Origin of the sequence: Bifidobacterium cuniculi (assembly GCF_000741575.1) — a bacterium.
GTDB lineage: Bacteria > Actinomycetota > Actinomycetes > Actinomycetales > Bifidobacteriaceae > Bifidobacterium > Bifidobacterium cuniculi.
The window spans coordinates 1-22,437 of sequence record NZ_JGYV01000035.1 but is presented as its reverse complement, the minus strand read 5'-3'; the positions used below and the strand labels follow the sequence as shown (position 1 = coordinate 22,437).

The window sequence follows — 22,437 nt, the reverse complement described above, 5'->3', positions numbered from 1 at the left end:
CGGCTTGAAGAACCTTGGTTCTTCAAGCCGGTGCCCGCTTTAAGTGGCGATTCGCCGCCGACCGGGTGCCCGCTTTAATTCCGGGAAACACCCCGACCCGGTGCCCGCTTTAACACAGGAGGACCCGATTTCTTACGGGGCGAACCCATCGCGAGGGGAAGCCGCCTACATTGGAAGCATTGACATACATCTGCTCCAAGGAGGCAAAACATGAAGGTATTCGTAGCGGGCGCAAGCGGACGCGTGGGCCGGGAGCTGGTGCGCGACCTGGTGGCGGCGGGCCACGAGGTGACGGCCGCGTCCCGTCACCCCAAGGAGATCGAGGGCGCCACTGCGGCGGAACTCGACCTGCACGCCGACCTGTCCGGACTGGCGGCGGCGCTGGAAGGCATGGACGCCGTGTACTTCGTGGCGGGATCGCGCGGCAAGGACCTGCTGCAGACGGACCTGTTCGGCGCAGTCAAGCTCATGCAGGCCGCCGAGGAGGCCCATGCGCGCCGGTTCGTGCTGCTCAGCTCGATCTACGCGGACGAGCCGCAGCGCTGGAACGATCCGGCACTGGCGTCGATCACCGACTACAACATCGCGAAGTTCTTCGCCGACCAGTGGCTCATGGACAACACGGACCTCGACTGGACGATCGTCCAGCCCGGCACCCTCGTCGAGGCGGACGAGGGCAGCGGCCTGGTGGAGCTCAACCCGTCCAGGTCGAAGCCGAACGCCATCCCCAACGTGGCCGCGGTGCTGGCGGGCGTGCTGGAGCGGCCCAACACCTACCGGCGCATCGTCATGATGGCCGACGGCGACACGCCGATCGACGAGGCGCTGGACGCCGTCGGCGGCGTCGACGCCTGAGCCGCGTTTTTGTCAAGGCTTTTGATACACTAGAGGATTGTTGTGTTTCCCTACGGGGTCCTTCAAAGCGCTTTCCCACTCGCCATAAGGACTTTCAGGGAGCCCACGGTAATGAGACCGGAACGCGGAAGCACGCTGACCACGTCTTCTGGGCAACGGTCCGGAACACAATACGAGAAAAGGTATATCGTGAAGACTTTCACACCGAAGCCAGCTGACCTGACTCATGACTGGTACATCGTCGACGCCACCGACGTCGTGCTTGGCCGCCTCGCAGCCCAGGTCGCGAACCTGCTGCGTGGCAAGAACAAGCCGTCCTTCGCGCCGCACGCTGATTCCGGCAACTACGTCATCGTGATCAACGCTGACAAGATTGCCCTCACCGGCGACAAGATGGACAAGGAACTCTACTCCCACTCCGGTCGTCCCGGTGGCCTGCGTCGCGACAGCTACGCCGAGCTGCTGAAGAACAAGCCGGAGCGCATCATCATGCATGCCGTCAAGGGCATGCTGCCGAAGAACAAGCTCGCCAAGGTCCAGCTGACCCGCCTGCGCGTCTTCGCCGGCGAGGAGCATCCGCACGTCGGCCAGCAGCCGCAGGCGTACGAGATCCACCAGGTCTCGCAGCAGGCCAAGTGAACCGAAGGAGATAGAGAACAATGGCAGAGAATACCAACAACTCCCCGGTTCAGGAAACCGAGGCCGAGAACACCGTGGCCTTCACCACGGAGACCAACTCCGGTGCCGGCACCGGCACCTCCACCATCGCCCCGGGCTACGGCACCGGCCGTCGCAAGGAAGCGGTCGCCCGCGTCCGCCTCGTTCCGGGCACCGGCCAGTGGAAGATCAACGGCCGCACCCTGGAGGAGTACTTCCCGTCCAAGCTGCTGCAGCGTGAGGTGAACTCGCCGATCGTCCTGCTCAAGCTCGAGGGCAAGTTCGACGCGATCGTCCTCGTCGACGGTGGCGGCACCACCGGCCAGGCCGGCGCCGTGCGCCTCGGCGTGGCCCGTGCGCTCAACGCCATCGACCGCGATGCCAACCGCGCCGCCCTGAAGAAGGCTGGCTTCCTGACCCGCGACGCCCGCGTCGTGGAGCGCAAGAAGGCCGGTCTGCACAAGGCACGCCGCGCACCGCAGTTCTCCAAGCGTTAGTCTGTGGACCTGCGAAGGCCCCTCGCCCGCAAGGGCGAGGGGCCTTCTGGTATTGTCGTCAGAAGTTTTTGTTCATTTTTTCGAACAAAATATAGGACGGGCCGCGAAGCGGCCTCGCGTCCTGGATTTTGTTCGAAAAAATGAACAAAAACTTCCCGGGGAGGGGCGCTCAGTCCTCCGGTCGCTGCTCCTGCAGCAGGATGTTGATGCTCAAGGCGGGCACCGTCCATACGTTGGGGGCCTGGTCGTCCAGGTACGCCGGTTCGGCATAGGATTCGGGACGCACCACGGGCACGGAGGGACAGGCGGCGGGGGAGACGTTGGCGCGGATCGCGGTGTCCAGCCGGTCGGGCATCTCCACGGGGCCGGCGTGCTCGGTCGGCGGGCGGTCGGGTTCGACGGGCCAACGGCTGTGCCGGCCGCCGTGCAGATCCTGGCCGGGCAGCGGCAGGTCGTGCGCGTGCGCGCCGTCCTGCGCGGCGTGTGCACGGCTTTCGCGCACCAGCTGCTCGGCGGCGCCGAGCGTGGTCACGGCGGGGAACACCGGTGCCTGGTCGGGATCGTAGGACGGCGGCGAGGTCTGCGGCCACAGGGAGGGCTCGGGGCCGAACTCCACCCGTTCGATGGCCGTGCCTGGGCTCGGCCGCTCGCCCTGGCTTTCCGTGGAACTCCACAGCAGGTGCCATTGCGCGTCGGCGGGCAGGTGGAAGCGCCGGTCGTCGCTGCCGCCGTTGACCACGATGAGCACGTCCTGCTCGTCGTTGCCGCGCAGCCGCATCGTGAAGGCGCGCCGGGACAGGTCGAACCAGTCGCGCTCGATCGGCGTCGTGCCGTCGGGCAGCTGCCACTGCACGCGGCTGGACTGCTTGAGCAGGCCCAGCTGGCTCAGCCGCGTGAAGAAGCCCTCGTGGTTGTAGATGTCCAGCGACTTGCGCACCGCGATGAGCCGGGACACCGACTCCATGCGCCGGAACTGCGGCGTCTTGCTTTCGTCGATGAGCCAGTCCCAGCCCAGCCACGTCAGCTCGTTGTCCTGGCAGTACGCGTTGTTGTTGCCGTACTGCGTGTTGCCGAACTCGTCGCCGGCGAGCAACATCGGCGTGCCCAGCGACAGCAGCAGCGTGCCCAGCAGGTCCATGCACACCCGTTCGCGCATCTGCGCGACCAGCGGGTCGTCGGTGGGCCCCTCCACGCCGAAGTTCGCGGAGTTGTTGTTCGTCGAGCCGTCGCGGTTCTGCTCGCCGTTGAGCTCGTTGTGCTTGTGTGCGTACTGGGTGAGGTCATTGAGGGTGAAGCCGTCGTGGCAGGTGATGTAGTTGACGGAGTTCGTGGCGCCGCGGCCCGGGTCGGTGGCGAAGAGGTCCGCCGATCCGCACAGCCGCGTGGCCATCTCCTGCATGCCGACCTGCGGATGGCTCGGGTCGGCGGTCTGGGAGACCCAGAAGCGGCGTGTGGCGTCACGGAAACGGTCGTTCCACTCGGCGAAGGGGGAGAGGAACTGGCCGGTGCGCCACCCCTGCGGGCCGACGTCCCAGGGTTCCATGATCAGCTTGAGGTTGCCGAGCATCGGGTCGCTGCGCAGCGCGTACAGGAAGGGGTGGTAGGGCGTGAAGTCGCCGTTGAGGCGCGCCAGGGAGACGCCCAGGTCGAAGCGGAAGCCGTCGATGCCGATGCGCTTGGCCCAGTAGCTCAGTGCGTCCACGGCGAAGGTGATGTTGTGCGTCTCGGTGAAGTCGATGGTGTTGCCGCAGCCGGTGGTGTCCTCGAGCCTGCCCGCGTCGCCCGCCGGGTGGCGGTAGAAGGACACGTTGTCCAGGCCGCGCCAGCACATGCTCGGACCTTCGTTGCCGCCTTCGCAGGTGTGGTTGAACACCACGTCCATGATCACCTCGAAGCCGGCGTCGTGCAGGGCACGCACCATCTCGATCACCTCGCGGCGCACTGCCTGCGCGCCGCCGCGGCGTGCCGTCTCGGTCGCGTAGGAGGGTTCCGGGGCGAAGAAGCCGAGGGTGGAGTAGCCCCAGTAATTCGTCTTGCCGTGCTCCTGGAGGAAGACCTCGGGCTGCTTGGCCATGATCGGCAGCAGCTCGATCGAGGTGACGCCCAGGCCCTGCAGGTAGCTCAGGGTGATGGGGTCCGCGAGCCCCGCGTAGGTGCCGCGCTTCTCCTCGGGCAGCCACGTCGCGTTGGCGGTGAAGCCCTTGACGTGCAGCTCGTAGATCACCGTCTTGCTCCACGGCACGTGCGGGTGGGAGGGGTCAGCGTCGTGCTTGGTCGCGTCGCGGTCGTCGATGGCCACGCTCATGGGCATCTTGCCCACGGAATCGAGCGTGCTCATGCTGCCCCAGGCGTCGCCGCGCACCAGGCCATCCTCGATGGCGCACTCGTAGGCGAAGGGCGCCGGGTCGAGGGCCATGGCCCCCTCGATGCCCTTGCCGTAGGGGTCGAGCAGGAACTTGTAGGGGTTGAAGCGCAGGCCGTGTTCCGGGTCCCACGCGCCGTCCGCGCGGTAGCCGTAGTGCATGCCCGTCCACGCCTTGGGCAGGTGCAGGTACCACAGGCCGTAGCGGGGGCCGTCCATGCGGAACAGGGTCTCGCGCATGCGCATGCCCTTGAGCATACGTGTGCAGATGGGGTAGCGGCGCATCTGCTCGATCAGGGAGTATTCCGCGCTGTCGGGCAGGCGCACCGCCTCGTTGAAGAACTTGCTGGGCGCTTCGAGCGGCTCCAGGACGCTGAACCACAGCTGCTCGGCCGTCTCGGAGCGCGCCACGACGTCGGCGCCGCCGTCTGCGGTGAAGAACAGGCCGGGCCGGGTCGCGTATCGGTGGAGTTGTGGCAGTTGCATGCCCAATATTGTAGGGGTGCGGATGCGTCCTGCCAAGGGTCGTCCCACCATGGAGGGTTCTATCCCCGCAAGGTTTCCAAATGGCGGCCAACGATGGCAAGGGCGGCGCCGTGTGCGTCCTGGTATGGCTCGCCGACGCCGCGCAGCACGCGCGGGGTGTCGGCGCGCGTGCCGCCTGCCGTGCCGCCGGCGGGCAGTCGCCCGGCAGGGTCGAGCCGCGCGATCTCGTCATCGTCCAGGTACTCGGCGATGGGACCGCAGACCACCACGTCGGTCGGCAGGACGGCGCGGATGTTGGCGACGGCGTGCGCCATGGAGTCGCACCATGCGCGCATGCGTGCGCGGTGGTGCGTCTCGCCCTGTTCGAGGACGCTGAAGAAGCCGGCCAGCGACTCGCCGTCCTCCGCCAGGCAGGCGGTGGAGCAGTAGGCGTTGAGGCAGCCGCGGGCGCCGCATTCGCACCGTGGGCCCGCCGGGTCGAGGCACATGTGCTCGACGGCGGCAGTGTGCGGACGGCCGGCGCGCACGGCGGCACTGCCGACGTGGTTGCCCAGGAAGAGGCAGACGAGGTCGTCGGGCCGCTGCCGGGCCCAGCATTCGGCGAGCGCGTACGCGCAGTAGCGTTCGGTGTCGGTGACGGGCAGGCCGGTGAGCGTGGCGCAGTGGGCGCCGATCTGCGCATAGTCGAGGCTGGAGGAGGTGTTGATGTGCGCCGGGGGTGCCAGGCCGACGCCCAGGAGGCGCAGGCCGCGGCGTGTGGCGGCCTGCGCGGCCTCGGCGACGGCATGTGCGACGCGTTGGTAGAAGATGGGGTCGGTGCGCGCGGCGATGGTGACGTGCCGTTCGTCGATGACGGCGCCCGTCAGGTCGACGGTCAGGCAGACGATCTCGGTGGAGCGGATGGTCACGCCGATGGCGGCGTGGCGGCGCGTGTCGGGCTGCCAGGTGACGGCGGGTCGGCCTCCGGTGGAGGCACGCACGCCGGCGCGCATGAGCGTGCCCTCGGCCTCGAGGGCGCGCAGGTGGGCGGTGACGGTGGGCAGGCTCAGGGACAGGCGTGCGGCGATATCCTGCCGGGTGAGCGGACCTGACTCGTAGAGCAGGGTGATGATGGCAGTGCGGGTATCCTGGTGGCCGCCGTTGGTCGCGGGAATGCTCATGGGCAGTATTGTAAGGCTTGAGGGGACTTTTGGAAAACCGTTTTATGGAAGTGGTGTCGTTTGGGAAACTTTTGTAAAGGAATTTTATGAAAGTCGTCGCGGACGGGCGTGGGCGATGGTGTGCAGATGGTGCCTGAATCGCACATAATGTGTCATTTGTGGGAAATCGGGGCCGAAAAATGGCATTTTCTTCCAGAAATCGAACGTCAAACGCACAGAAATGGACATGTTGGCGCGACACGGCGCAAGGCTGACAAGACGGCCTGCATCGGTTAGATTGTGGTACAGGTCGCGCAAGGGCACGTGCCTGGCGTGGCATCACCGATGATTGACGCGTGTCATCTCACGCAACCGTTACGCGTATTTTCTTTGGAGGAGGATCGCATGGCAGAAGCACGCAAGGACGACGCCAAGGCACCCAAGGCCGCCGTCAAGGACGACGCCAAGGCCGCACCGGCCGCTCCGGTCGTGGACAAGGAAGCCGTCGCCCAGGCCGAGGTCGACGGGCTCGTCGCCAAGGCGAAGAAGGCGCTGACCGAGTTCGAGAAGCTCGACCAGGCGCAGGTCGACCGCATCGTGGCCAAGGCTTCCGTCGCCGCACTCAACAAGCACCTGGTCCTGGCGAAGCTCGCCGTGGACGAGACGGGCCGCGGCCTCGTCGAGGACAAGGCGACCAAGAACATCTTCGCCTGCGAGCACGTGACCAACTACATGGCCGGCCAGAAGACCGTCGGCATCATCCGCGAAGACGACGTGCTGGGCATCGACGAAGTCGCCGAGCCGGTCGGCATCGTCGCCGGCGTCACCCCGGTCACCAACCCGACCTCCACCGCCATCTTCAAGTCGCTCATCGCCCTGAAGACCCGCTGCCCGATTGTCTTCGGCTTCCACCCCGGCGCCCAGAAGAGCTCTGCCGAGGCCGCCCGCATCGTGCGTGACGCCGCCATCGAGGCCGGCGCGCCCGCGGACTGCATCCAGTGGATCGAGCACCCCTCCATCGAGGCGACCGGCGCGCTCATGAAGCACCCGGACGTCGCGACCATCCTGGCCACCGGCGGCCCCGGCATGGTCAAGGCCGCCTATTCCTCCGGCAAGCCCGCCCTCGGCGTCGGCGCCGGCAACGCCCCCGCGTACATCGACGCCAACGTCGACGTGCAGCGCGTGGCCAACGACCTCGTGCTGTCCAAGCACTTCGACTACGGCATGATCTGCGCCACCGAGCAGGCAGTCATCGCGCACAAGGACATCTACGAGCCGCTCATCAAGGAACTCAAGCGTCGCAAGGCCTACTTCGTGAACGCGGAGGAGAAGGCCAAGCTCGAGGAGTACATGTTCGGCTGCACCGCCTACTCGGGCAAGAAGCCGGTCCTCAACTCCCGGGTGCCCGGCAAGTCCCCGCAGTTCATCGCGCACGCCGCCGGCTTCGAGATCCCCGAGGACGCCACCATCCTGTCCGCCGAGTGCGCCGAAGTGGGCGAGATGGAGCCCCTGACCATGGAGAAGCTCGCCCCGGTGCAGGCCGTGGTGCGCTTCGAGGACCAGGAGCAGGGCTTCGAGATGTGCGAGGAGATGCTCAAGCACGGCGCCGGCCACACCGCCGCCATCCACACGAACAACGAAGACCTGGTGCGCGAGTACGGCCTGCGCATGCACGCCTGCCGCATCATCTGGAACCAGCCGAGCTCCCTGGGCGGCATCGGCGACATCTACAACGCCATCGCCCCCTCCCTGACCCTGGGCTGCGGCTCCTACGGCGGCAACTCCGTGTCCGGCAACGTGCAGGCGATCAACCTGCTCAACATCAAGCGCATCGCCCGGAGGAACAACAACATGCAGTGGTTCAAGATCCCGTCGAAGACGTACTTCGAGCCGAACGCCATCAAGTACCTGCGCGACATGTACGGCATCGAGCGTGCCGTCATCGTGTGTGACAAGGTCATGGAGCAGCTCGGCGTCGTCGACAAGGTGATCGACCAGTTGCGCGCACGCTCCAACCGCGTGACCTTCCGCATCGTCGACTACGTCGAGCCGGAGCCGAGCGTCGAGACCGTCGAACGCGGCGCCGCCATGATGCGCGACGAGTTCGAACCCGACACCATCATCGCGGTGGGCGGCGGCTCGCCGATGGATGCGGCCAAGATCATGTGGCTGCTCTACGAGCACCCGGAGATCTCCTTCTCCGACGTGCGCGAGAAGTTCTTCGACATCCGCAAGCGCGCCTTCAAGATCCCGCCGCTGGGCAAGAAGGCCAAGCTGGTGTGCATCCCGACCTCCTCGGGCACCGGTTCCGAGGTGACGCCCTTCGCTGTCATCACCGACCACAAGACCGGCTACAAGTACCCGATCACCGACTACGCGCTCACCCCGTCCGTGGCCATCGTGGACCCGGTGCTTGCCCGCACCCAGCCGCGCCGTCTGGCCTCCGACGCCGGCTTCGACGCGCTGACCCACTCCATGGAGTCCTACGTGTCCGTGTATGCGAACGACTTCACCGACGGCATGGCCCTGCACGCCGCCAAGCTCATCTGGGACAACCTCGCGGAGTCCGTCAACAGCGAGCCCGGCCCGACCAAGACCGCCGCGCAGGAGAAGATGCACAACGCCGCCACCATGGCCGGCATGGCCTTCGGCTCCGCCTTCCTGGGCATGTGCCACGCCATGGCGCACACCATCGGCGCACTGTGCCACATCGCGCACGGCCGTACCAACTCCATCCTGTTGCCCTACGTGATCCGCTACAACGGCCAGGTGCCGGAGGAGCCCACCTCGTGGCCGAAGTACAGCAAGTACATCGCCCCCGAGCGCTACCAGGAGCTCGCCCGCAACCTCGGCGTCGACCCGGGCAAGACCCCGGCCGAGGGCGTGGAGAACCTGGCGAAGGCCGTGGAGGATTACCGCGACAACAAGCTGGGCATGAACAAGTCCTTCCAGGACTGCGGCGTGGACGAGGACTACTTCTGGTCCATCCTTGAGCAGATCGGCATGCGTGCCTACGAGGACCAGTGCGCCCCCGCCAACCCGCGCATCCCGCAGATCCAGGACATGATGGACATCGCCATCGCCGCCTACTACGGCGTCTCCCAGGAGGAGGGCCACAAGATCCGCGTCGAGCGCGAAGGCGTCAACGCCACGGAGGAAGCCTCCGAGCGCGTGTGACTCCTTGAGAAACCTCACGTTTTCTCGTGACTTTTCTCGGGGAAAAGCCCCACGCCCCGTAACGGGGCGTGGGGCTTTTCCCCGAGAAAAGTCACGAGAAAACGTGAGGTTTCTACATTGCCAAGAGCGAGACCACGAAGGTCAAGGTGATGCACACGCACTCCACCATGCCCACGACCTTCGTCGGCACCTTGCGCCGGGCGCCTGCCAGGGGCATCAGGGTGGCGCGGGCCAGGAGCACGATGGCCAGCAAGGCGTACCAGGGACCCATGGCGAAGCCGGCGGCGCACAGCAGCAGGTGCCAGGTCCAGGAGGCGGCCAGGTAGCGCCGGTCGCCGCGCTCACGGATCATCGTCTTCACGAAGAGCACCGAACCGTAGAGTTCCAGTGCGAAGGTCACGGCGATGGCCAGCGCCGGCCCGGGGAAGGCGGCCGCGGGCAGCCACGGCCATGACAGGGTCCGGCCGAGCGCCGCCGTCGCCGGGGAGGCGTGCGAGCCGAACCAGCCGATCATCAGGGGCATGGTCGAGGAAGCGAGGACCGCGCAGGCGTTCGCCCACAGGGAGTGCTCACGGCGCAGCCAGGCGCCGAGCATCGACCCGGCGCACAGCACCATATATATAGGAGCCCAACGCAGGGTGCCGGGATGCAGGATGAGGAAGGGGAGCCCGGCCGCCACGAGCACGGCGGCATACACTGCCACGGGCGCCAGCCAGCGTCGCCGGAAGCGTGCCTTGAACCAGCGGGCGGCCGTGAACTGCAGGCAGTAGCACAGGGCCCACAACGCCACCAGCCAGGTGGAGGTCCAGGTCGGGCCCAGGGCCAGCCAGGCCGCCAGCGAAGGCATGAGGACGATGGCCCAGGATCCGGGCTCGTTGGAGAACCAGTCGCGCCTCGAGCGGCGCCGTGCAAGGGAAGTCATGCCTGTGACGGTACCGGAATCCGCGGCGACTTGCCAGAGTGCGGCGCCCGGAACCTTCACAACACGCCCGGAAACGGATGTACGGGGGGAGTGCTTAAATAAGACAGTTGCCTGAATAGGGCTCGCATATTGGAATCAAAAAAGCGAGCGCGGCACGACAGCCCACTTCGGTGGGTTGCCGCATGGCTGCGCACTGATGTAGGAAGCCGGGAGGCGTGCGCCTTCTGGTGTTCTGTGCCGGTGCCCGAATGCAGGTTGGTAAATAGGAAACGAATCGCTAGAAAGGGCGGAAGGCAATGGCGGGACAGAAAATCCGCATCAGGCTTAAGTCCTATGACCACGAGGTCATCGACCAATCGGCGAAGAAGATCGTCGAAACGGTGACGAACGCGGGCGCAACTGTGGTTGGCCCGGTTCCGCTGCCGACTGAGAAGAACGTATATGTCGTTATCCGCTCTCCTCACAAGTACAAGGATTCTCGCGAGCATTTCGAGATGCGCACGCACAAGCGCCTCATCGACATTGTGGACCCCACCCCCAAGGCTGTGGACTCCCTGATGCACATTGATCTGCCCGCAGATGTCAACATCGAGATCAAGCTGTAAGGGAGGAGGAAACCGCAATGACGCACAACGCTAATCGCACCGCGCTGCTGGGCAAGAAGCTCGGCATGTCTCAGGTCTGGGACGAGAACGGCTTCTTCGTGCCCGTCACCCTCGTGGACGTCTCCACCAACGTGGTGACCGCCGTCCGCAACGAGGAGACCGACGGCTACAAGGCCGTCCAGCTTGGCTACGGCCAGATCGACCCGCGCAAGGTGACCCGCCCGATGGCCGGCCACTTCGCCAAGGCAGGCGTGACCCCGCGTCGCCACCTCGCCGAGGTGCGCACCGAGAACGCCGAGGAGTTCCAGCCCGGCCAGGAACTGACCGCCGAGATCTTCCCCGAGGGCGCCGTCGTCGACGTGACCGGCACCACCAAGGGCAAGGGCTTCGCCGGCACCATCAAGCGCTGGGGCTTCAAGTCCTACCGTCGTACCCACGGCTCCCACAAGAACGAGCGTCGCCCCGGCTCCGTCGGTGCCTGCGCCACCCCGAGCCGCATCTTCAAGGGCAAGCGCATGGCCGGCCGCATGGGCCACGACACCAACACCGTCCAGAACCTCACCGTCGTGTCTTCCGACGTGGAGAATGGCGTGCTCGCCATCAAGGGCGCGATCCCGGGCCCCAAGGGTGGCATCGTGCTCGTCCGTTCCGCAGTGAAGGGAGCCTGAATCCATCATGGCAAACGTTACTCTGAACGTCACTGACAACCAGGGCAAGGAAGCCGGCACCATCGAGGCCCCGGCCGCCATCTTCGGCTTCTCCGCCGAGGAGGTCCAGGCCCACGTCCCGATGATCCACCAGGTCGTCACCGCGCAGCTCAACGCTGCACGTCAGGGCACCCACGCGGTCAAGAACCGCGCCAAGGTCTCCGGCGGCGGCCGCAAGCCGTGGAAGCAGAAGGGCACCGGTCGTGCCCGTCAGGGCTCCATCCGCGCGCCGCAGTGGTACCACGGCGGCGTCGTGCACGGTCCGGTCCCGCGTGACTACAGCGAGCGCACCCCCAAGAAGATGAAGGCCGCAGCCCTGCGCTACGTGCTTTCCGACCGCGCCAACAACGGCCGCGTGGCCGTGATCGACTTCGGCATCACCGAGCCGTCGACCAAGGCCGCCCTCGCCGCCCTCAACCCGATCGTGGCTGACCAGTTCGCCACCATCGTGCTGGGCCGTGACGAGATCAACGAGTGGCTGTCCGTGCGCAACATTCCGACCGTCCATCCGATCTTTGCCGATCAGCTCAACACGTACGACGTGGTCACCGCGCAGTACGTGGTCTTCTCCAAGGCCGGCTACGAGGAGTTCCTCGCGGCGAAGAGCCCGGCAGCAAAGGAGGCCTGATCATGGCAGCTCATGACATCATCCTCAAGCCTGTTGTCTCCGAGAAGAGCTACGCCCTGTCCGACATGGGCCAGTACACCTTCGTGGTGGCTCCCGATGCCAACAAGGTGCAGATCAAGCAGGCCATCGAGGAAATCTTCAAGGTGAAGGTGACCAACGTCAACACCCTCAACCGTGCAGGCAAGCGTGTCCGCACCCGCACCGGCTACGGCCGCCGCGTCAACGAGAAGCGCGCGATCGTGACCGTTGCCGAGGGCCAGTCGATCGACATCTTCGGTAACTGAAGGTTAGCCGACAAAAGTTAAAGGAAGAACTAGATTATGGCTATCCGCGTTTATAAGCCGACGACCCCGGGCCGCCGCAACGCGTCTGTTTCGGACTTCTCCGACCTCACGCGTTCAACCCCCGAGAAGTCGCTCGTACGCAAGAACAGCAAGACCGGCGGCCGCAACTCCTACGGCCGCATGACCTCCCGCCATCGTGGCGGTGGCCACAAGCGCCAGTACCGTCTCATCGACTTCAAGCGTTGGGACAAGGACGGCGTGCCGGCGACCGTGGCCGAGATCGAGTACGATCCGAACCGCTCCGCCCGCATCGCCCTCCTGCACTACGCCGATGGCGAGAAGCGCTACATCATCGCCCCCGAGGGCATCAAGCAGGGCGACCGCATCGAGACCGGCCCGAAGGCCGACATCAAGCCGGGCAACAACCTGCCGCTGCGCAACATCCCGACCGGTACCGTGGTGCACAACATCGAGCTCCGCCCGCTGGGCGGCGCGAAGATCGCCCGCTCCGCCGGCGCCTCCGTGCAGCTCGTCGCCAAGGATGGCATGTACGCCCAGCTGCGTATGCCGTCCGGCGAAATCCGCAACGTGGACGCACGCTGCCGCGCCACCGTCGGTGAGGTCGGCAACTCCGACCACGCCAACATCCAGCTCGGCAAGGCCGGTCGTGCACGTTGGATGGGCAAGCGCCCGATCACCCGTGGTGAATCCATGAACCCGGTCGACCACCCGCACGGCGGTCGTACCCGCGGTGGCAAGCCGCCGGTTTCGCCGTGGGGCAAGGGTGAGGTCCGTACCCGTCGTCCGAAGAAGGCTTCGAACAAGATGATTGTCCGTCGCCGTCCCAATGGCAAGAACCGTAAGTAAGGGAGCGTCGCGTAGATGACTCGTAGCATCAAGAAGGGCCCCTTCGTCGACGCCCACCTGCAGAAGAAAGTCGACGAGCAGAACGAGAAGGGCACGCACAACGTCATCAAGACGTGGTCGCGCCGTTCGATGATCACCCCGGACTTCATCGGACACACCTTCGCAGTCCACGATGGCCGCAAGCACGTCCCGGTGTTCGTCACCGAGGCCATGGTCGGCCACAAGCTCGGTGAGTTCGCCCCGACGAAGACCTTCAAGGGTCACGTCAAGGACGACAAGAAGTCCCGCCGCTAAGTAATAGGAGAGTAAAGACACATGGAAGCTAAGGCAATCGCACGTCACGTCCGCGTGACGCCGCGCAAGGCTCGCCGCATGGTCGACCTCATCCGAGGCAAGAAGGCGACCGAGGCAATCACCATTCTGAAGTTCGCTCCGCAGTCCGCGGCACTCCCGGTGCTCAAGACCCTGCAGAGCGCCATCGCCAACGCTCGCGTGAAGGCCGACAAGGCCGGCGAGCCGTTCCGCGAGAACGACCTGTACATCAAGGAGACCTATGTGGACGAGGGCGTGACGCTCAAGCGTTTCCGTGCCCGTGCACAGGGCCGTGCCGCCCGTATCAACAAGCGTACGAGCCACATCACGGTCGTTGTCGCCACCAAGGAAGGAGCCCGCTAAAGATGGGTCAGAAGATCAATCCCTTTGGCTATCGCCTGGGCATCACCGAGAGCCATCGCTCGAAGTGGTTCTCCGACTCCAACAAGGCCGGCGAGCGTTACCGTGACTTCGTCCTCGAGGATGACGCCATCCGCAAGGTGCTCAACCAGGATCTCGAGCGTGCAGGCGTGTCCCGCATCATCATCGAGCGCACCCGTGACCGCGTGCGTGTGGACATCCACACCGCCCGTCCGGGCATCGTCATCGGCCGCCGCGGCGCGGAGGCCGAGAAGGTGCGCGCCAAGCTCGAGAAGCTCACCGGCAAGCAGGTCCAGCTCAACATCTTCGAAGTGAAGAACCCGGCCATCGACGCACAGCTCGTGGCCCAGGGCATCGCTGAGCAGCTCACCAACCGCGTCACCTTCCGCCGTGCCATGCGCAAGGCGCAGCAGGACGCGATGCGTGCCGGCGCCCACGGTATCCGCATCAAGCTCTCGGGCCGTCTCGGCGGCGCCGAAATGAGCCGTTCGGAGTTCTACCGTGAAGGGCGTGTCCCGCTGCAGACCCTCCGTGCCCTCATCGATTACGGCTTCTTCGAAGCCAAGACCACCTACGGTCGCATCGGTGTGAAGGTCTGGATCTACAAGGGTGACATGACCGAGCGCGAGTTCGAAGAGCAGCAGGCCCAGCAGGGCAACAACCGCGGCGGCCGTCGCGGTGACCGTCGCCCGCGCCGCGGCCAACGTGGTGGCCAGCGTGGCGGCCAGCAGAACCAGGTGAAGACCGGCGCCGACCAGCAGGTCGAGGCCCCGGTCGCTGCCGAGGCGACCGCTGCCCCCGCATCGGATACGAAGGAGTGAGCGAAAGTGCTTATCCCAAAGAGGACTAAATACCGCAAGCAGCATCGCCCGGACCGCCATGGCATGTCCAAGGGTGGCAACGAGATCAACTTCGGTGATTTCGCCATCCAGGCCCTGGCCCCGGCCTATGTGACCAACCGTCAGATCGAGGCTGCCCGTATCGCCATGACCCGTTACATCAAGCGTGGCGGCAAGGTCTGGATCACGATCTTCCCGGATCGCCCCCTGACCAAGCACCCGCTCGGTGCCCGAATGGGTTCCGGCAAGGGTACCCCCGAATTCTGGATCGCCAACGTCCACCCTGGTCGCGTCATGTTCGAGATCGGTGGCGTTTCCGAGGACGTCGCTCGCGAGGCACTGCGCCGCGCAATCGACAAGCTCCCCATGAAGTGCCGTGTTATTGCACGTGAAGGCGGTGACATCTGATGGCAGGTACTGCAGAATACAGTATCAAGAACCTGAACGAGAAGACCGATGCGGAGATCCAGGACTTCCTCAAGAAGTCCAAGGAAGAGCTGTTCAACCTGCGCTTCCAGCACGCGACCGGCCAGCTCGACAACACTGCCCGCCTCAAGGCGGTCAAGCGTGACATCGCCAGGATGTACACTGTCCTGCGCGAGCGTGAGCTTGGCATCAGCCAGGCCCCCGAGGCGACCGAAACGAAAGCTGAGGAGAAGTAATGGCTGAAGAGCGTAACTTCCGCAAGGTTCGTCGCGGTTATGTCGTGTCCGACAAGATGGACAAGACCATTTCCGTCGAACTCGAGCTCCGTACGACCCACCCGCTGTACGGCAAGGTCGTCCGTTCCACCCGCACGGTCAAGGCCCATGACGAAAACAATGAGGCTCACGTTGGCGACTTCGTGAGTATCATGGAGACTCGTCCACTGAGCAAGACCAAGCGTTGGCGTCTCGACTCGATCATCGAGCGCGCTAAGTAATCAAGTTCGGCAAGGCTCCCTTGTCACCGGGGCACCCTCCCGCAGGTGCCCCGGTGACCGGGGAGGACCAGCTCGGCTAAGGAGAATCAATGATTCAGCAGGAAACGCGGCTTCAGGTCGCTGACAACACGGGTGCGAAGGAACTCCTCTGCATCCGCGTGCTCGGCGGCTCGAAGCGACGCTATGCCGGCATCGGCGACGTGATCGTCGCCTCCGTGAAGGATGCGATCCCGAACGGGTCGGTCAAGAAGGGTGACGTGGTCAAGGCCGTCGTCGTCCGTACAGTCAAGGAGCACCGTCGTGCCGACGGCTCCTACATCAAGTTCGACGAGAACGCCGCCGTGGTGCTCGGCTCCGGCCGTGAGCCCAAGGGCACTCGTATCTTCGGACCCGTTGGCCGTGAGCTGCGCGACAAGCGCTTCATGCGCATCGTGTCCCTCGCACCGGAGGTGATCTGAGATGGTAGCCAAGATCAAGACCGGCGACAAGGTCATGGTCATCCGCGGCAAGGACCGCGGCAAGGAAGGCACCGTCAAGAAGGTGCTCAAGAACGACAAGCTGATCGTCGAGGGCGTGCAGATCGTCAAGAAGCATGTGCGCGCGACCCAGCAGGGCCAGCAGGCGGGCATCGTCGAGGTCGAGGCTCCGATCCACCGTTCCAACGTGATGGTGATCGACCCCGAGACCGGCAAGCCCACCCGCGTCGGCGTCGTTGTCAAGCAGGAAGCCCGCGACGGCAAGGTGAAGACCGTGCGCGTCCGCGTGGCCAAGAAGTCCGGAAAGGAGCTCGCATGAGTGAGGAAATCGTCACCGAAGAGCTCGTCGAGGAGAAGGTGACCCCGCGTCTCAAGACGAAGTACAAGGATGTCATCGTTCCGGAACTCGAGAAGGAATTCAAGCACGAGAACCCGATGCAGATCCCTCGCATCGAGAAGGTCGTCGTGTCCATGGGCGTCGGTGCCGCAGCCCGCGACTCCAAGCTCATCGAGGGCGCCGTGCGCGACCTCACCGCCATCACCGGCCAGAAGCCGAAGGTCACCCGTGCGAAGAAGTCCGTCGCGCAGTTCCACCTGCGTGAAGGCCAGGCCATCGGTGCCTACGTCACCCTGCGTGGCGACCGCATGTGGGAGTTCCTCGACCGTCTGCTCACGCTGGCGCTGCCGCGCATCCGCGATTTCCGCGGCATCAACGGCCACCAGTTCGACGGCCAGGGCAACTACAACTTCGGCCTGACCGAGCAGTCCATGTTCCACGAGATCGATCCCGACTCGATCGATCACCAGCGCGGCATGGACATCACCGTTGTGACCAGCACCAAGAGTGACGACGAGGCCTACGCGCTGCTCAAGGCGCTCGGCTTCCCGTTCAAGGAGAACTGATATGGCAAAGACGTGTCTTAAGGTGAAGGCGCTGCGCAAGCCGAAGTTCAAGGTGCGCGCATACACCCGCTGCATGGTGTGCGGCCGTCCCCATTCCGTGTACCGCAAGTTCGGCCTGTGCCGCATCTGCCTTCGCGAGAAGGCCCATCGCGGCGAGCTGCCGGGTGTCACGAAGTCCAGTTGGTAAATATCGACGCTGAAGGTCCGCGGCCCGGGCGGGTTCGACCCGCAGGGCGGCGGAAACCGCGGCGAGAAAGGGCGCTAGCCCAAAAATGACAATGACAGATCCGATCGCAGACATGCTTACGCGTCTGCGTAATGCGAGCGCGGCGAAGCACGAGACCGTGGACATGCCGTACTCGAAGTTCAAGAAGAACATCGCCGAGATCCTGAAGCGTGAAGGCTACATCGCCGACTACACCGCCAAGGAAGCCCGCGTTGGCCAGACCCTCGAGCTCACGCTCAAGTACGGCCCCAACGGCGAGCGTTCCATCCAGGGCATCAAGCGCATCTCCAAGCCGGGCCTTCGCCGTTACGCGAAGTCCGACGCGCTGCCCATGCCGCTGGGTGGTCTCGGTATCGCCATCATCTCGACCAGCTCGGGACTGATGACCCAGAAGGAATGCCTCGACCGAGGTATTGGTGGCGAGATCGTCGCCTTCGTGTGGTGAGAAAGGAGAGCTGAACATGGCATCGCATATTGGTAAGCTCCCGATCGAGATCCCGGCGGGCGTCGAAGTCACCATCAACGGACAGGAATTCTCCGTGAAGGGCCCCAAGGGCTCGGATTCCTACACCATCCCCGAGGGCGTGACCGCCAAGGTCGAGGGCAACGAGCTCATCGTGTCCGCCAACGACGACCTGCGTCCGACCCGTGCCAAGCACGGCCTGGCCCGCTCCATCATGGCCTCCATGGTCAAGGGCGTGCACGAGGGCTATGCGAAGAGCCTCGACATCGTCGGCACCGGTTACCGCGCCACGATGAAGGGCAAGGGCATCGAGTTCTCCCTCGGCTACTCCCACACCATCACCGTGGAGCCCCCGGAGGGCATCGAGTTCGAACTGCCGAACCCGAACCAGGTGATCGTCAAGGGCACCGACAAGCAGGCCGTTGGCCAGGTTGCCGCGAACATCCGCAAGCTGCGTGCTCCGGAACCGTACAAGGGCAAGGGCATCAAGTACTCGGATGAGACCATCCGCCGCAAGGCCGGAAAGGCTGGTAAGTGATATGTCCGTGAAGATTTTCGGAAAAGGCAAGAAGGTCGCGCTCAAGCGCCGCCACGCTCGCATCCGCAAGCGCATCTCCGGCACCCCGGAAATGCCGCGCCTGGTGGTCACCCGCTCCAACCGTCACATGGTCGCCCAGATCATCGACGACACGGTCGGCCGCACCCTCGTCAGCGAATCCACGCTCATGAGCGACTTCGCCGACTTCCAGGGCACCAAGACCGAGGCTGCCCACAAGGTCGGCGAGCTCATCGCCAAGAAGGCGAAGGACGCGGGCATCACCGCCGTCGTCTTCGACCGCGGTGGCAACCAGTACCATGGCCGCGTCGCAGCTGTCGCTGATGGCGCCCGCGAGGGAGGTCTTGCACTGTGAGCGACAACGAGAAGGAAACCCAAGTGGCTGAAGAGACTCAGAACACTCAGGCTACCGCCGAGAACGCCAACGACGACCGCAAGTCCGGCCGTCGTTCCCAGCGCGGCGAGGGCCGTCGCGGCGAGCGTCGCAACCGTCGCGAGGAGAACCGCGGCGACGAGATGCTCGATCGCGTCGTGACCATCAACCGCGTGTCCAAGACCCACAAGGGCGGCCGTACGTTCAGCTTCGCCGCACTCGTGGTCGTCGGTGACGGCAACGGCACCGTCGGTGTCGGCTACGGCAAGTCCCGCGAGGTCCCCGCGGCCATCGCCAAGGGCCAGCTGGACGCCAAGAAGCACCTGTTCAACGTGCCGCGCGTGCGTGGCACCGTGACCCACCCGGTCACCGGCCATGACCATGCCGGCACCGTCATGCTGCGTCCGGCCGCGCCGGGCACCGGCGTGATCGCCGGCGGCGCAGTCCGCGCCGTCATGGAGTGCGCAGGCATCACCGACGTCCTGACCAAGTCCATGGGCTCCGCGACCGCCGTCAACGTGGTCCGCGCCACCGTGGATGCGCTCAAGCAGCTCGAGGACCCGGAGGAGATCGCCGCACGCCGTGGCCTCTCCGTCCAGGAAGTCGCCCCCGACGCACTGCTCCGTGAGCGTGCCGCCGGAATCGCCGAGGCCCGCAAGGCTCGTGAAGAAGCCCAGGCCAAGGCCGCCGCAAAGGATGGTGAGTAATGGCTAAGCTCAAGATTACGCTCGTGCACGGTGTGGCCCACGCCAACCCGAAGCAGCGCGCCACCGTGCAGACCCTGGGCCTGCGCAAGATCGGCCGCAGCACGGTGCTCGAGGACAACTCGACGACCCGCGGCATGATCGCCGTGGTGCGTCACCTGGTCAATGTCGAGGAGGCTGAGTGATCATGGCAGAAGAGAACAACATCCTGCAGATGCACGACCTCCGTCCGGCCCCGGGCGCCAAGAAAGACCGCACCCGCGTGGGTCGCGGCGAGGGCTCCAAGGGCAAGACCTCCGGTCGTGGCGACAAGGGCACGAAGAAGCGCTACCAGGTCCGTCCTGGCTTCGAAGGCGGCCAGCTGCCGCTGTACATGCGCCTGCCGAAGCTGCGTGGCTTCCGTAGCCCCTTCAAGAAGGAATACCAGGTCGTCAACATTGCAACCCTCGCGGAGCTGTTCCCGCAGGGTGGCGAGGTGACCGTGGCCGACCTGGTCGCCAAGGGCGCCGTGCGCGCCAACCAGCCCGTGAAGGTCCTGGGCGACGGCGAGACCACCGTGGCATTCACCCTGACCGGTGTGAAGGCCTCGGCTTCCGCCAAGTCCAAGATCGAGGCTGCCGGCGGTTCGATCAGCGAAGACTGATTGCATCCGTTGTCACGGGACGGTAGAGGTCCCGTGACGTCATGAAGATGACCCTTCCTCGCAAGTGCCTTGCGCGGAAGGGTCATCTTTCTTTTGGCGCGCCAAATGTCAAGACCGTGAGAATACAAGGGAAACCAAGACAGACGCAGGCGACGGCCGTGCCGACCGTGAATGATATGTGGTGATTCCGGCACGGACGCTGTGCACGGTAGAGTGTGTGGGATAGACTTCACACCTAGAGTGTGTTAACCCGTGTGCGAATGTTTGCGTACAAGTAAATGGAGGGAAACCCAAGGTGAGGACGTTAATCCAGGCCTTTCGTACCAAGGAGCTGAGGAACAAGATCCTCTTCGTCCTCGGCATGATCGTCATCTACCGCATCGGTTCGTTCATCCCGACGCCGGGCGTGGACGAGACCGTCGTTCGTAATTGCACCGCGACCAGCGGCTCGGAGAACTTCATCGGACTGGTGAACCTGTTCTCCGGCGGCGCCATGCTGCAGCTGTCCATCTTCGCGCTGGGCGTCATGCCGTACATCACCGCGTCCATCGTCATTCAGCTGCTGCGCGTGGTCATCCCGCGCTTCGAGGCCCTGCACAAGGAGGGCCAGTCCGGCGAGGCGAAGCTGACGCAGTACACCCGTTACCTGACCATCGGCCTGGCGCTCCTGCAGTCCAGCACCATCGTGGTCACCGCACGCAGCGGCGCGCTGTTCGGCGGTGCCTGCCCCGGCATCATCCCCGACGGGTCCTTCTGGAACCTCCTGGTCATGGTGCTCGTCATGACCGGCGGCACCGGCCTGATCATGTGGATGGCCGAGCTCATCACCGAGAAGGGCATCGGCCAGGGCATGTCCATCCTCATCTTCCTGTCCATCTGCTCCGGCTTCCTGCCGCAGCTGTGGCAGATCGGCTACGGCACCAACGGCACCGACGGCGACTGGACCAAGTTCGCCATCGTGACCGTCACCCTGCTGGTCATCATGGTCTTCGTCAACTACGTCGAGCTCAGCCAGCGCCGTATCCCGGTGCAGTACACGCGCCGTATGATCGGCCGCAAGATGTACGGCGGCTCCTCCACCTACCTGCCGCTGAAGATCAACATGAGCGGCGTCATCCCGCCGATCTTCGCCTCCTCCATCCTGGCGATCCCGACCATGATCGCGCAGTTCGGCAACAGCGAGCAGTCCTGGGTGCAGTGGGTCAACACGAACCTGGCCAACACCTCCTCCGTGTGGTACATCGTGCTGTACGCGCTGATGATCGTGTTCTTCGTGTTCTTCTACACCGAAATCACCTTCAACCCCGACGAGACCGCGGACAACATGAAGCAGTACGGCGGCTTCATCCCCGGCATCCGTGCCGGCAACGCGACCGCCCGCTACCTCAAGTACGTCATCAACCGACTGAACACCGTCGGCGCCGTCTACCTGCTGTTCGTGGCGCTCCTGCCGACCGTGCTCATCAAGGCGCTGGCCCTGGGCTCGCAGCTGCCCTTCGGCGGCACGACCATCCTGATCATCGCGGGCGTCGGCCTCGACACCCTGCGCCAGGCGAAGGCCCAGACCGAGCAGTACCAGTACGCCGGCTTCCTGTTCGACAACGAGCAGGAGCTCGAGGGCAAGAAGAAGGCGACCGCCTGAACCGCCCCGCACCGTCCGCGCTGACGGCATGACGACCCGCCCCGCACACGCAAGGCGGGTCGTTTCATACCGAGATGCCGGTAAGGTAGCATGCGGAAACCCGCGACGTGCATCCGGCGCGGATGGCAAGAAAGGAACAATCTCATGCGACTGCTGATCATGGGACCCCAGGGCGTCGGCAAGGGCACGCAGGCTGCCCTGCTGGCCGCGCACTACGACATCCCGGCGATCTCCACCGGCGACATCTTCCGCTACAACATCAAGAACAAGACCCCGCTGGGCCTCGAGGCGCTGAGCTACACCGACAAGGGCGAGCTCGTGCCCGACGAGCTGACCAACTCCATCGTCAAGGACCGCCTGGGCCAGGACGACGCCGTGGACGGCTGGATCCTCGACGGCTATCCGCGCAATGCCGCGCAGGTCGCGGCGCTGGATGCCATGCTCGCCGAGCTGGGCCAGAAGCTCGACGCCGTGGTGGCCCTGGAGGCCCCGCACGACGTGCTGCTCGAGCGCATGGCCAAGCGCGCCCAGGAGCAGGGCCGCTCGGACGACACCCCCGAGGTGATCGCCAAGCGTCTGGAGACCTACGCCAAGGAGACCGCACCGCTGCTCGACATCTACCGTGAGCGTGGCCTGCTGGTTGCCGTGGATGGCGTCGGTGAGATCGACGAGATCTCGGACACGATCATCGCGAAGCTCGACGCCACGGTGAAGGCGCGCTGAGCACAAGATTTTGTTCGTTTTTTGAACAATTTCTAGGAGGCGGGGCTCCTGCGGGGTCGTCCGGCGCCGACAGCGTGTCGGCGCCGGA

The 22,437-nt window shown here is 65.0% G+C and carries 30 protein-coding genes; 27 read left to right on the top strand and 3 right to left on the bottom strand.

Annotation, left to right across the window (positions count from 1 at the left end):
* The first annotated feature begins 210 nt into the window (after window positions 1–210).
* The 3 genes from BCUN_RS11000 to rpsI all read left to right on the top strand — a co-directional run bounded on the left by BCUN_RS11000 (window position 211) and on the right by rpsI (window position 2,009).
* Window positions 211–855 (top strand): NAD(P)H-binding protein, encoded by a 645-nt coding sequence (locus BCUN_RS11000; RefSeq protein ID WP_033516543.1) that lies wholly within the window; start codon window positions 211–213, stop codon window positions 853–855.
* Window positions 856–1,044: 189 nt separating this feature from the next.
* A complete protein-coding gene (gene rplM, locus BCUN_RS10995; protein ID WP_033516545.1) occupies window positions 1,045–1,494 on the top strand; it encodes a 50S ribosomal protein L13 in 450 nt (149 codons plus the stop codon).
* 20 nt (window positions 1,495–1,514) lie between these two features.
* The gene (rpsI, locus tag BCUN_RS10990) at window positions 1,515–2,009 is read left to right on the top strand and encodes a 30S ribosomal protein S9 (protein WP_033516547.1); all 495 of its coding nucleotides are present in this window, start codon (window positions 1,515–1,517) and stop codon (window positions 2,007–2,009) included.
* 169 nt (window positions 2,010–2,178) lie between these two features.
* Here rpsI and glgX read toward each other — a convergent pair whose 3' ends face one another.
* Both glgX and BCUN_RS10980 read right to left on the bottom strand, forming a co-directional pair.
* Window positions 2,179–4,857, bottom strand: a complete 2,679-nt coding sequence (glgX, locus tag BCUN_RS10985) for a glycogen debranching protein GlgX (RefSeq protein WP_033516549.1) — start codon at window positions 4,855–4,857, stop codon at window positions 2,179–2,181.
* Between the two features lie 59 nt (window positions 4,858–4,916).
* Window positions 4,917–6,017 carry an ROK family transcriptional regulator gene (locus BCUN_RS10980; RefSeq protein ID WP_051921069.1) on the bottom strand — a complete coding sequence of 367 codons (1,101 nt, stop codon included), beginning with the start codon at window positions 6,015–6,017 and terminating at the stop codon, window positions 4,917–4,919.
* A 384-nt stretch (window positions 6,018–6,401) separates the two neighbouring features.
* On the opposite strand from BCUN_RS10980, the gene adhE reads away from it, so the two are divergent.
* Window positions 6,402–9,173 (top strand): bifunctional acetaldehyde-CoA/alcohol dehydrogenase, encoded by a 2,772-nt coding sequence (gene adhE, locus BCUN_RS10975; RefSeq protein ID WP_033516551.1) that lies wholly within the window; start codon window positions 6,402–6,404, stop codon window positions 9,171–9,173.
* A 112-nt stretch (window positions 9,174–9,285) separates the two neighbouring features.
* Here the strand turns inward: adhE and BCUN_RS10970 are convergent, their stop codons facing one another.
* Window positions 9,286–10,095, bottom strand: coding sequence for a YwiC-like family protein (locus tag BCUN_RS10970; protein ID WP_033516556.1), 810 nt, complete (start codon window positions 10,093–10,095; stop codon window positions 9,286–9,288).
* A 296-nt stretch (window positions 10,096–10,391) separates the two neighbouring features.
* On the opposite strand from BCUN_RS10970, the gene rpsJ reads away from it, so the two are divergent.
* The 23 genes from rpsJ (at window position 10,392) to BCUN_RS10855 (ending at window position 22,349) form a co-directional block, all read left to right on the top strand.
* Entirely contained in the window at window positions 10,392–10,700 is a 309-nt protein-coding gene (gene rpsJ, locus BCUN_RS10965) for a 30S ribosomal protein S10 (RefSeq protein ID WP_006295278.1), read from the top strand.
* A 17-nt stretch (window positions 10,701–10,717) separates the two neighbouring features.
* The gene (gene rplC, locus BCUN_RS10960) at window positions 10,718–11,368 is read left to right on the top strand and encodes a 50S ribosomal protein L3 (RefSeq protein ID WP_033516558.1); all 651 of its coding nucleotides are present in this window, start codon (window positions 10,718–10,720) and stop codon (window positions 11,366–11,368) included.
* Between the two features lie 7 nt (window positions 11,369–11,375).
* Entirely contained in the window at window positions 11,376–12,035 is a 660-nt protein-coding gene (gene rplD / locus BCUN_RS10955; protein WP_033516560.1) for a 50S ribosomal protein L4, read from the top strand.
* 2 nt (window positions 12,036–12,037) lie between these two features.
* Entirely contained in the window at window positions 12,038–12,319 is a 282-nt protein-coding gene (gene rplW, locus BCUN_RS10950; protein ID WP_033516562.1) for a 50S ribosomal protein L23, read from the top strand.
* Window positions 12,320–12,355: 36 nt separating this feature from the next.
* A complete protein-coding gene (gene rplB, locus BCUN_RS10945; protein ID WP_033516564.1) occupies window positions 12,356–13,186 on the top strand; it encodes a 50S ribosomal protein L2 in 831 nt (276 codons plus the stop codon).
* Between the two features lie 15 nt (window positions 13,187–13,201).
* On the top strand, window positions 13,202–13,480 hold the full coding sequence (gene rpsS, locus BCUN_RS10940; RefSeq protein WP_006295273.1) for a 30S ribosomal protein S19: 279 nt from the start codon (window positions 13,202–13,204) through the stop codon (window positions 13,478–13,480).
* A 21-nt stretch (window positions 13,481–13,501) separates the two neighbouring features.
* Entirely contained in the window at window positions 13,502–13,861 is a 360-nt protein-coding gene (rplV, locus tag BCUN_RS10935) for a 50S ribosomal protein L22 (RefSeq protein ID WP_033516566.1), read from the top strand.
* Between the two features lie 2 nt (window positions 13,862–13,863).
* The gene (gene rpsC, locus BCUN_RS10930) at window positions 13,864–14,700 is read left to right on the top strand and encodes a 30S ribosomal protein S3 (RefSeq protein WP_033516568.1); all 837 of its coding nucleotides are present in this window, start codon (window positions 13,864–13,866) and stop codon (window positions 14,698–14,700) included.
* A 6-nt stretch (window positions 14,701–14,706) separates the two neighbouring features.
* Window positions 14,707–15,126, top strand: a complete 420-nt coding sequence (gene rplP, locus BCUN_RS10925; RefSeq protein WP_004268585.1) for a 50S ribosomal protein L16 — start codon at window positions 14,707–14,709, stop codon at window positions 15,124–15,126.
* Window positions 15,123–15,380 carry a 50S ribosomal protein L29 gene (gene rpmC, locus BCUN_RS10920; RefSeq protein WP_152598127.1) on the top strand — a complete coding sequence of 86 codons (258 nt, stop codon included), beginning with the start codon at window positions 15,123–15,125 and terminating at the stop codon, window positions 15,378–15,380. Before rplP ends, rpmC begins: the two co-directional genes overlap by 4 nt.
* Window positions 15,380–15,640, top strand: coding sequence for a 30S ribosomal protein S17 (gene rpsQ / locus BCUN_RS10915; protein ID WP_033516572.1), 261 nt, complete (start codon window positions 15,380–15,382; stop codon window positions 15,638–15,640). The genes rpmC and rpsQ overlap by 1 nt, the downstream gene beginning before the upstream one ends.
* 89 nt (window positions 15,641–15,729) lie before the next feature.
* Window positions 15,730–16,098 carry a 50S ribosomal protein L14 gene (rplN, locus tag BCUN_RS10910; RefSeq protein ID WP_033516574.1) on the top strand — a complete coding sequence of 123 codons (369 nt, stop codon included), beginning with the start codon at window positions 15,730–15,732 and terminating at the stop codon, window positions 16,096–16,098.
* A 1-nt stretch (window position 16,099) separates the two neighbouring features.
* The gene (gene rplX / locus BCUN_RS10905; RefSeq protein ID WP_033516576.1) at window positions 16,100–16,435 is read left to right on the top strand and encodes a 50S ribosomal protein L24; all 336 of its coding nucleotides are present in this window, start codon (window positions 16,100–16,102) and stop codon (window positions 16,433–16,435) included.
* Window positions 16,432–17,019 carry a 50S ribosomal protein L5 gene (gene rplE / locus BCUN_RS10900; protein ID WP_051921068.1) on the top strand — a complete coding sequence of 196 codons (588 nt, stop codon included), beginning with the start codon at window positions 16,432–16,434 and terminating at the stop codon, window positions 17,017–17,019. Before rplX ends, rplE begins: the two co-directional genes overlap by 4 nt.
* A 1-nt stretch (window position 17,020) precedes the next feature.
* On the top strand, window positions 17,021–17,206 hold the full coding sequence (locus BCUN_RS10895; RefSeq protein ID WP_004268593.1) for a type Z 30S ribosomal protein S14: 186 nt from the start codon (window positions 17,021–17,023) through the stop codon (window positions 17,204–17,206).
* 85 nt (window positions 17,207–17,291) lie between these two features.
* Entirely contained in the window at window positions 17,292–17,690 is a 399-nt protein-coding gene (gene rpsH, locus BCUN_RS10890) for a 30S ribosomal protein S8 (RefSeq protein ID WP_033516577.1), read from the top strand.
* Window positions 17,691–17,706: 16 nt separating this feature from the next.
* Window positions 17,707–18,246, top strand: a complete 540-nt coding sequence (rplF, locus tag BCUN_RS10885) for a 50S ribosomal protein L6 (protein ID WP_033516578.1) — start codon at window positions 17,707–17,709, stop codon at window positions 18,244–18,246.
* Window position 18,247: 1 nt separating this feature from the next.
* Window positions 18,248–18,619 carry a 50S ribosomal protein L18 gene (gene rplR / locus BCUN_RS10880; RefSeq protein WP_033516579.1) on the top strand — a complete coding sequence of 124 codons (372 nt, stop codon included), beginning with the start codon at window positions 18,248–18,250 and terminating at the stop codon, window positions 18,617–18,619.
* Window positions 18,616–19,344: a 30S ribosomal protein S5 gene (rpsE, locus tag BCUN_RS10875; protein WP_034257543.1), complete on the top strand. Its 729-nt coding sequence runs from the start codon at window positions 18,616–18,618 to the stop codon at window positions 19,342–19,344. Before rplR ends, rpsE begins: the two co-directional genes overlap by 4 nt.
* The gene (rpmD, locus tag BCUN_RS10870; protein ID WP_033516582.1) at window positions 19,344–19,526 is read left to right on the top strand and encodes a 50S ribosomal protein L30; all 183 of its coding nucleotides are present in this window, start codon (window positions 19,344–19,346) and stop codon (window positions 19,524–19,526) included. The genes rpsE and rpmD overlap by 1 nt, the downstream gene beginning before the upstream one ends.
* Window positions 19,527–19,528: 2 nt before the next feature.
* Window positions 19,529–19,984: a 50S ribosomal protein L15 gene (gene rplO / locus BCUN_RS10865; RefSeq protein WP_033516590.1), complete on the top strand. Its 456-nt coding sequence runs from the start codon at window positions 19,529–19,531 to the stop codon at window positions 19,982–19,984.
* Between the two features lie 295 nt (window positions 19,985–20,279).
* On the top strand, window positions 20,280–21,626 hold the full coding sequence (gene secY, locus BCUN_RS10860) for a preprotein translocase subunit SecY (protein ID WP_033516584.1): 1,347 nt from the start codon (window positions 20,280–20,282) through the stop codon (window positions 21,624–21,626).
* A gap of 144 nt (window positions 21,627–21,770) precedes the next feature.
* Entirely contained in the window at window positions 21,771–22,349 is a 579-nt protein-coding gene (locus BCUN_RS10855) for an adenylate kinase (protein ID WP_033516586.1), read from the top strand.
* Window positions 22,350–22,437: the final 88 nt, after the last annotated feature.

Bases quoted from the DNA above. Each gene is read 5' to 3' on its own strand.
- rplB (WP_033516564.1), top strand. From the start codon at position 12,356: ATGGCTATCCGCGTTTATAAGCCGACGACCCCGGGCCGCCGCAACGCG.
- rplW (WP_033516562.1), top strand. From the start codon at position 12,038: ATGGCAGCTCATGACATCATCCTCAAGCCTGTTGTCTCCGAGAAGAGC.
- rpsH (WP_033516577.1), top strand. From the start codon at position 17,292: ATGACAATGACAGATCCGATCGCAGACATGCTTACGCGTCTGCGTAAT.
- rpmD (WP_033516582.1), top strand. From the start codon at position 19,344: ATGGCTAAGCTCAAGATTACGCTCGTGCACGGTGTGGCCCACGCCAAC.
- rpsI (WP_033516547.1), top strand. From the start codon at position 1,515: ATGGCAGAGAATACCAACAACTCCCCGGTTCAGGAAACCGAGGCCGAG.
- rplC (WP_033516558.1), top strand. From the start codon at position 10,718: ATGACGCACAACGCTAATCGCACCGCGCTGCTGGGCAAGAAGCTCGGC.
- rplR (WP_033516579.1), top strand. From the start codon at position 18,248: ATGTCCGTGAAGATTTTCGGAAAAGGCAAGAAGGTCGCGCTCAAGCGC.
- rplF (WP_033516578.1), top strand. From the start codon at position 17,707: ATGGCATCGCATATTGGTAAGCTCCCGATCGAGATCCCGGCGGGCGTC.
- rpsQ (WP_033516572.1), top strand. From the start codon at position 15,380: ATGGCTGAAGAGCGTAACTTCCGCAAGGTTCGTCGCGGTTATGTCGTG.
- BCUN_RS10855 (WP_033516586.1), top strand. From the start codon at position 21,771: ATGCGACTGCTGATCATGGGACCCCAGGGCGTCGGCAAGGGCACGCAG.
- rpsJ (WP_006295278.1), top strand. From the start codon at position 10,392: ATGGCGGGACAGAAAATCCGCATCAGGCTTAAGTCCTATGACCACGAG.
- rpsC (WP_033516568.1), top strand. From the start codon at position 13,864: ATGGGTCAGAAGATCAATCCCTTTGGCTATCGCCTGGGCATCACCGAG.
- BCUN_RS10895 (WP_004268593.1), top strand. From the start codon at position 17,021: ATGGCAAAGACGTGTCTTAAGGTGAAGGCGCTGCGCAAGCCGAAGTTC.
- rplX (WP_033516576.1), top strand. From the start codon at position 16,100: ATGGTAGCCAAGATCAAGACCGGCGACAAGGTCATGGTCATCCGCGGC.
- BCUN_RS10980 (WP_051921069.1), bottom strand. From the start codon at position 6,017: ATGAGCATTCCCGCGACCAACGGCGGCCACCAGGATACCCGCACTGCC.
- rplN (WP_033516574.1), top strand. From the start codon at position 15,730: ATGATTCAGCAGGAAACGCGGCTTCAGGTCGCTGACAACACGGGTGCG.
- rplO (WP_033516590.1), top strand. From the start codon at position 19,529: ATGGCAGAAGAGAACAACATCCTGCAGATGCACGACCTCCGTCCGGCC.
- glgX (WP_033516549.1), bottom strand. From the start codon at position 4,857: ATGCAACTGCCACAACTCCACCGATACGCGACCCGGCCCGGCCTGTTC.
- rplE (WP_051921068.1), top strand. From the start codon at position 16,432: ATGAGTGAGGAAATCGTCACCGAAGAGCTCGTCGAGGAGAAGGTGACC.
- rplV (WP_033516566.1), top strand. From the start codon at position 13,502: ATGGAAGCTAAGGCAATCGCACGTCACGTCCGCGTGACGCCGCGCAAG.
- BCUN_RS11000 (WP_033516543.1), top strand. From the start codon at position 211: ATGAAGGTATTCGTAGCGGGCGCAAGCGGACGCGTGGGCCGGGAGCTG.
- rplD (WP_033516560.1), top strand. From the start codon at position 11,376: ATGGCAAACGTTACTCTGAACGTCACTGACAACCAGGGCAAGGAAGCC.
- rpsS (WP_006295273.1), top strand. From the start codon at position 13,202: ATGACTCGTAGCATCAAGAAGGGCCCCTTCGTCGACGCCCACCTGCAG.
- adhE (WP_033516551.1), top strand. From the start codon at position 6,402: ATGGCAGAAGCACGCAAGGACGACGCCAAGGCACCCAAGGCCGCCGTC.
- BCUN_RS10970 (WP_033516556.1), bottom strand. From the start codon at position 10,095: ATGACTTCCCTTGCACGGCGCCGCTCGAGGCGCGACTGGTTCTCCAAC.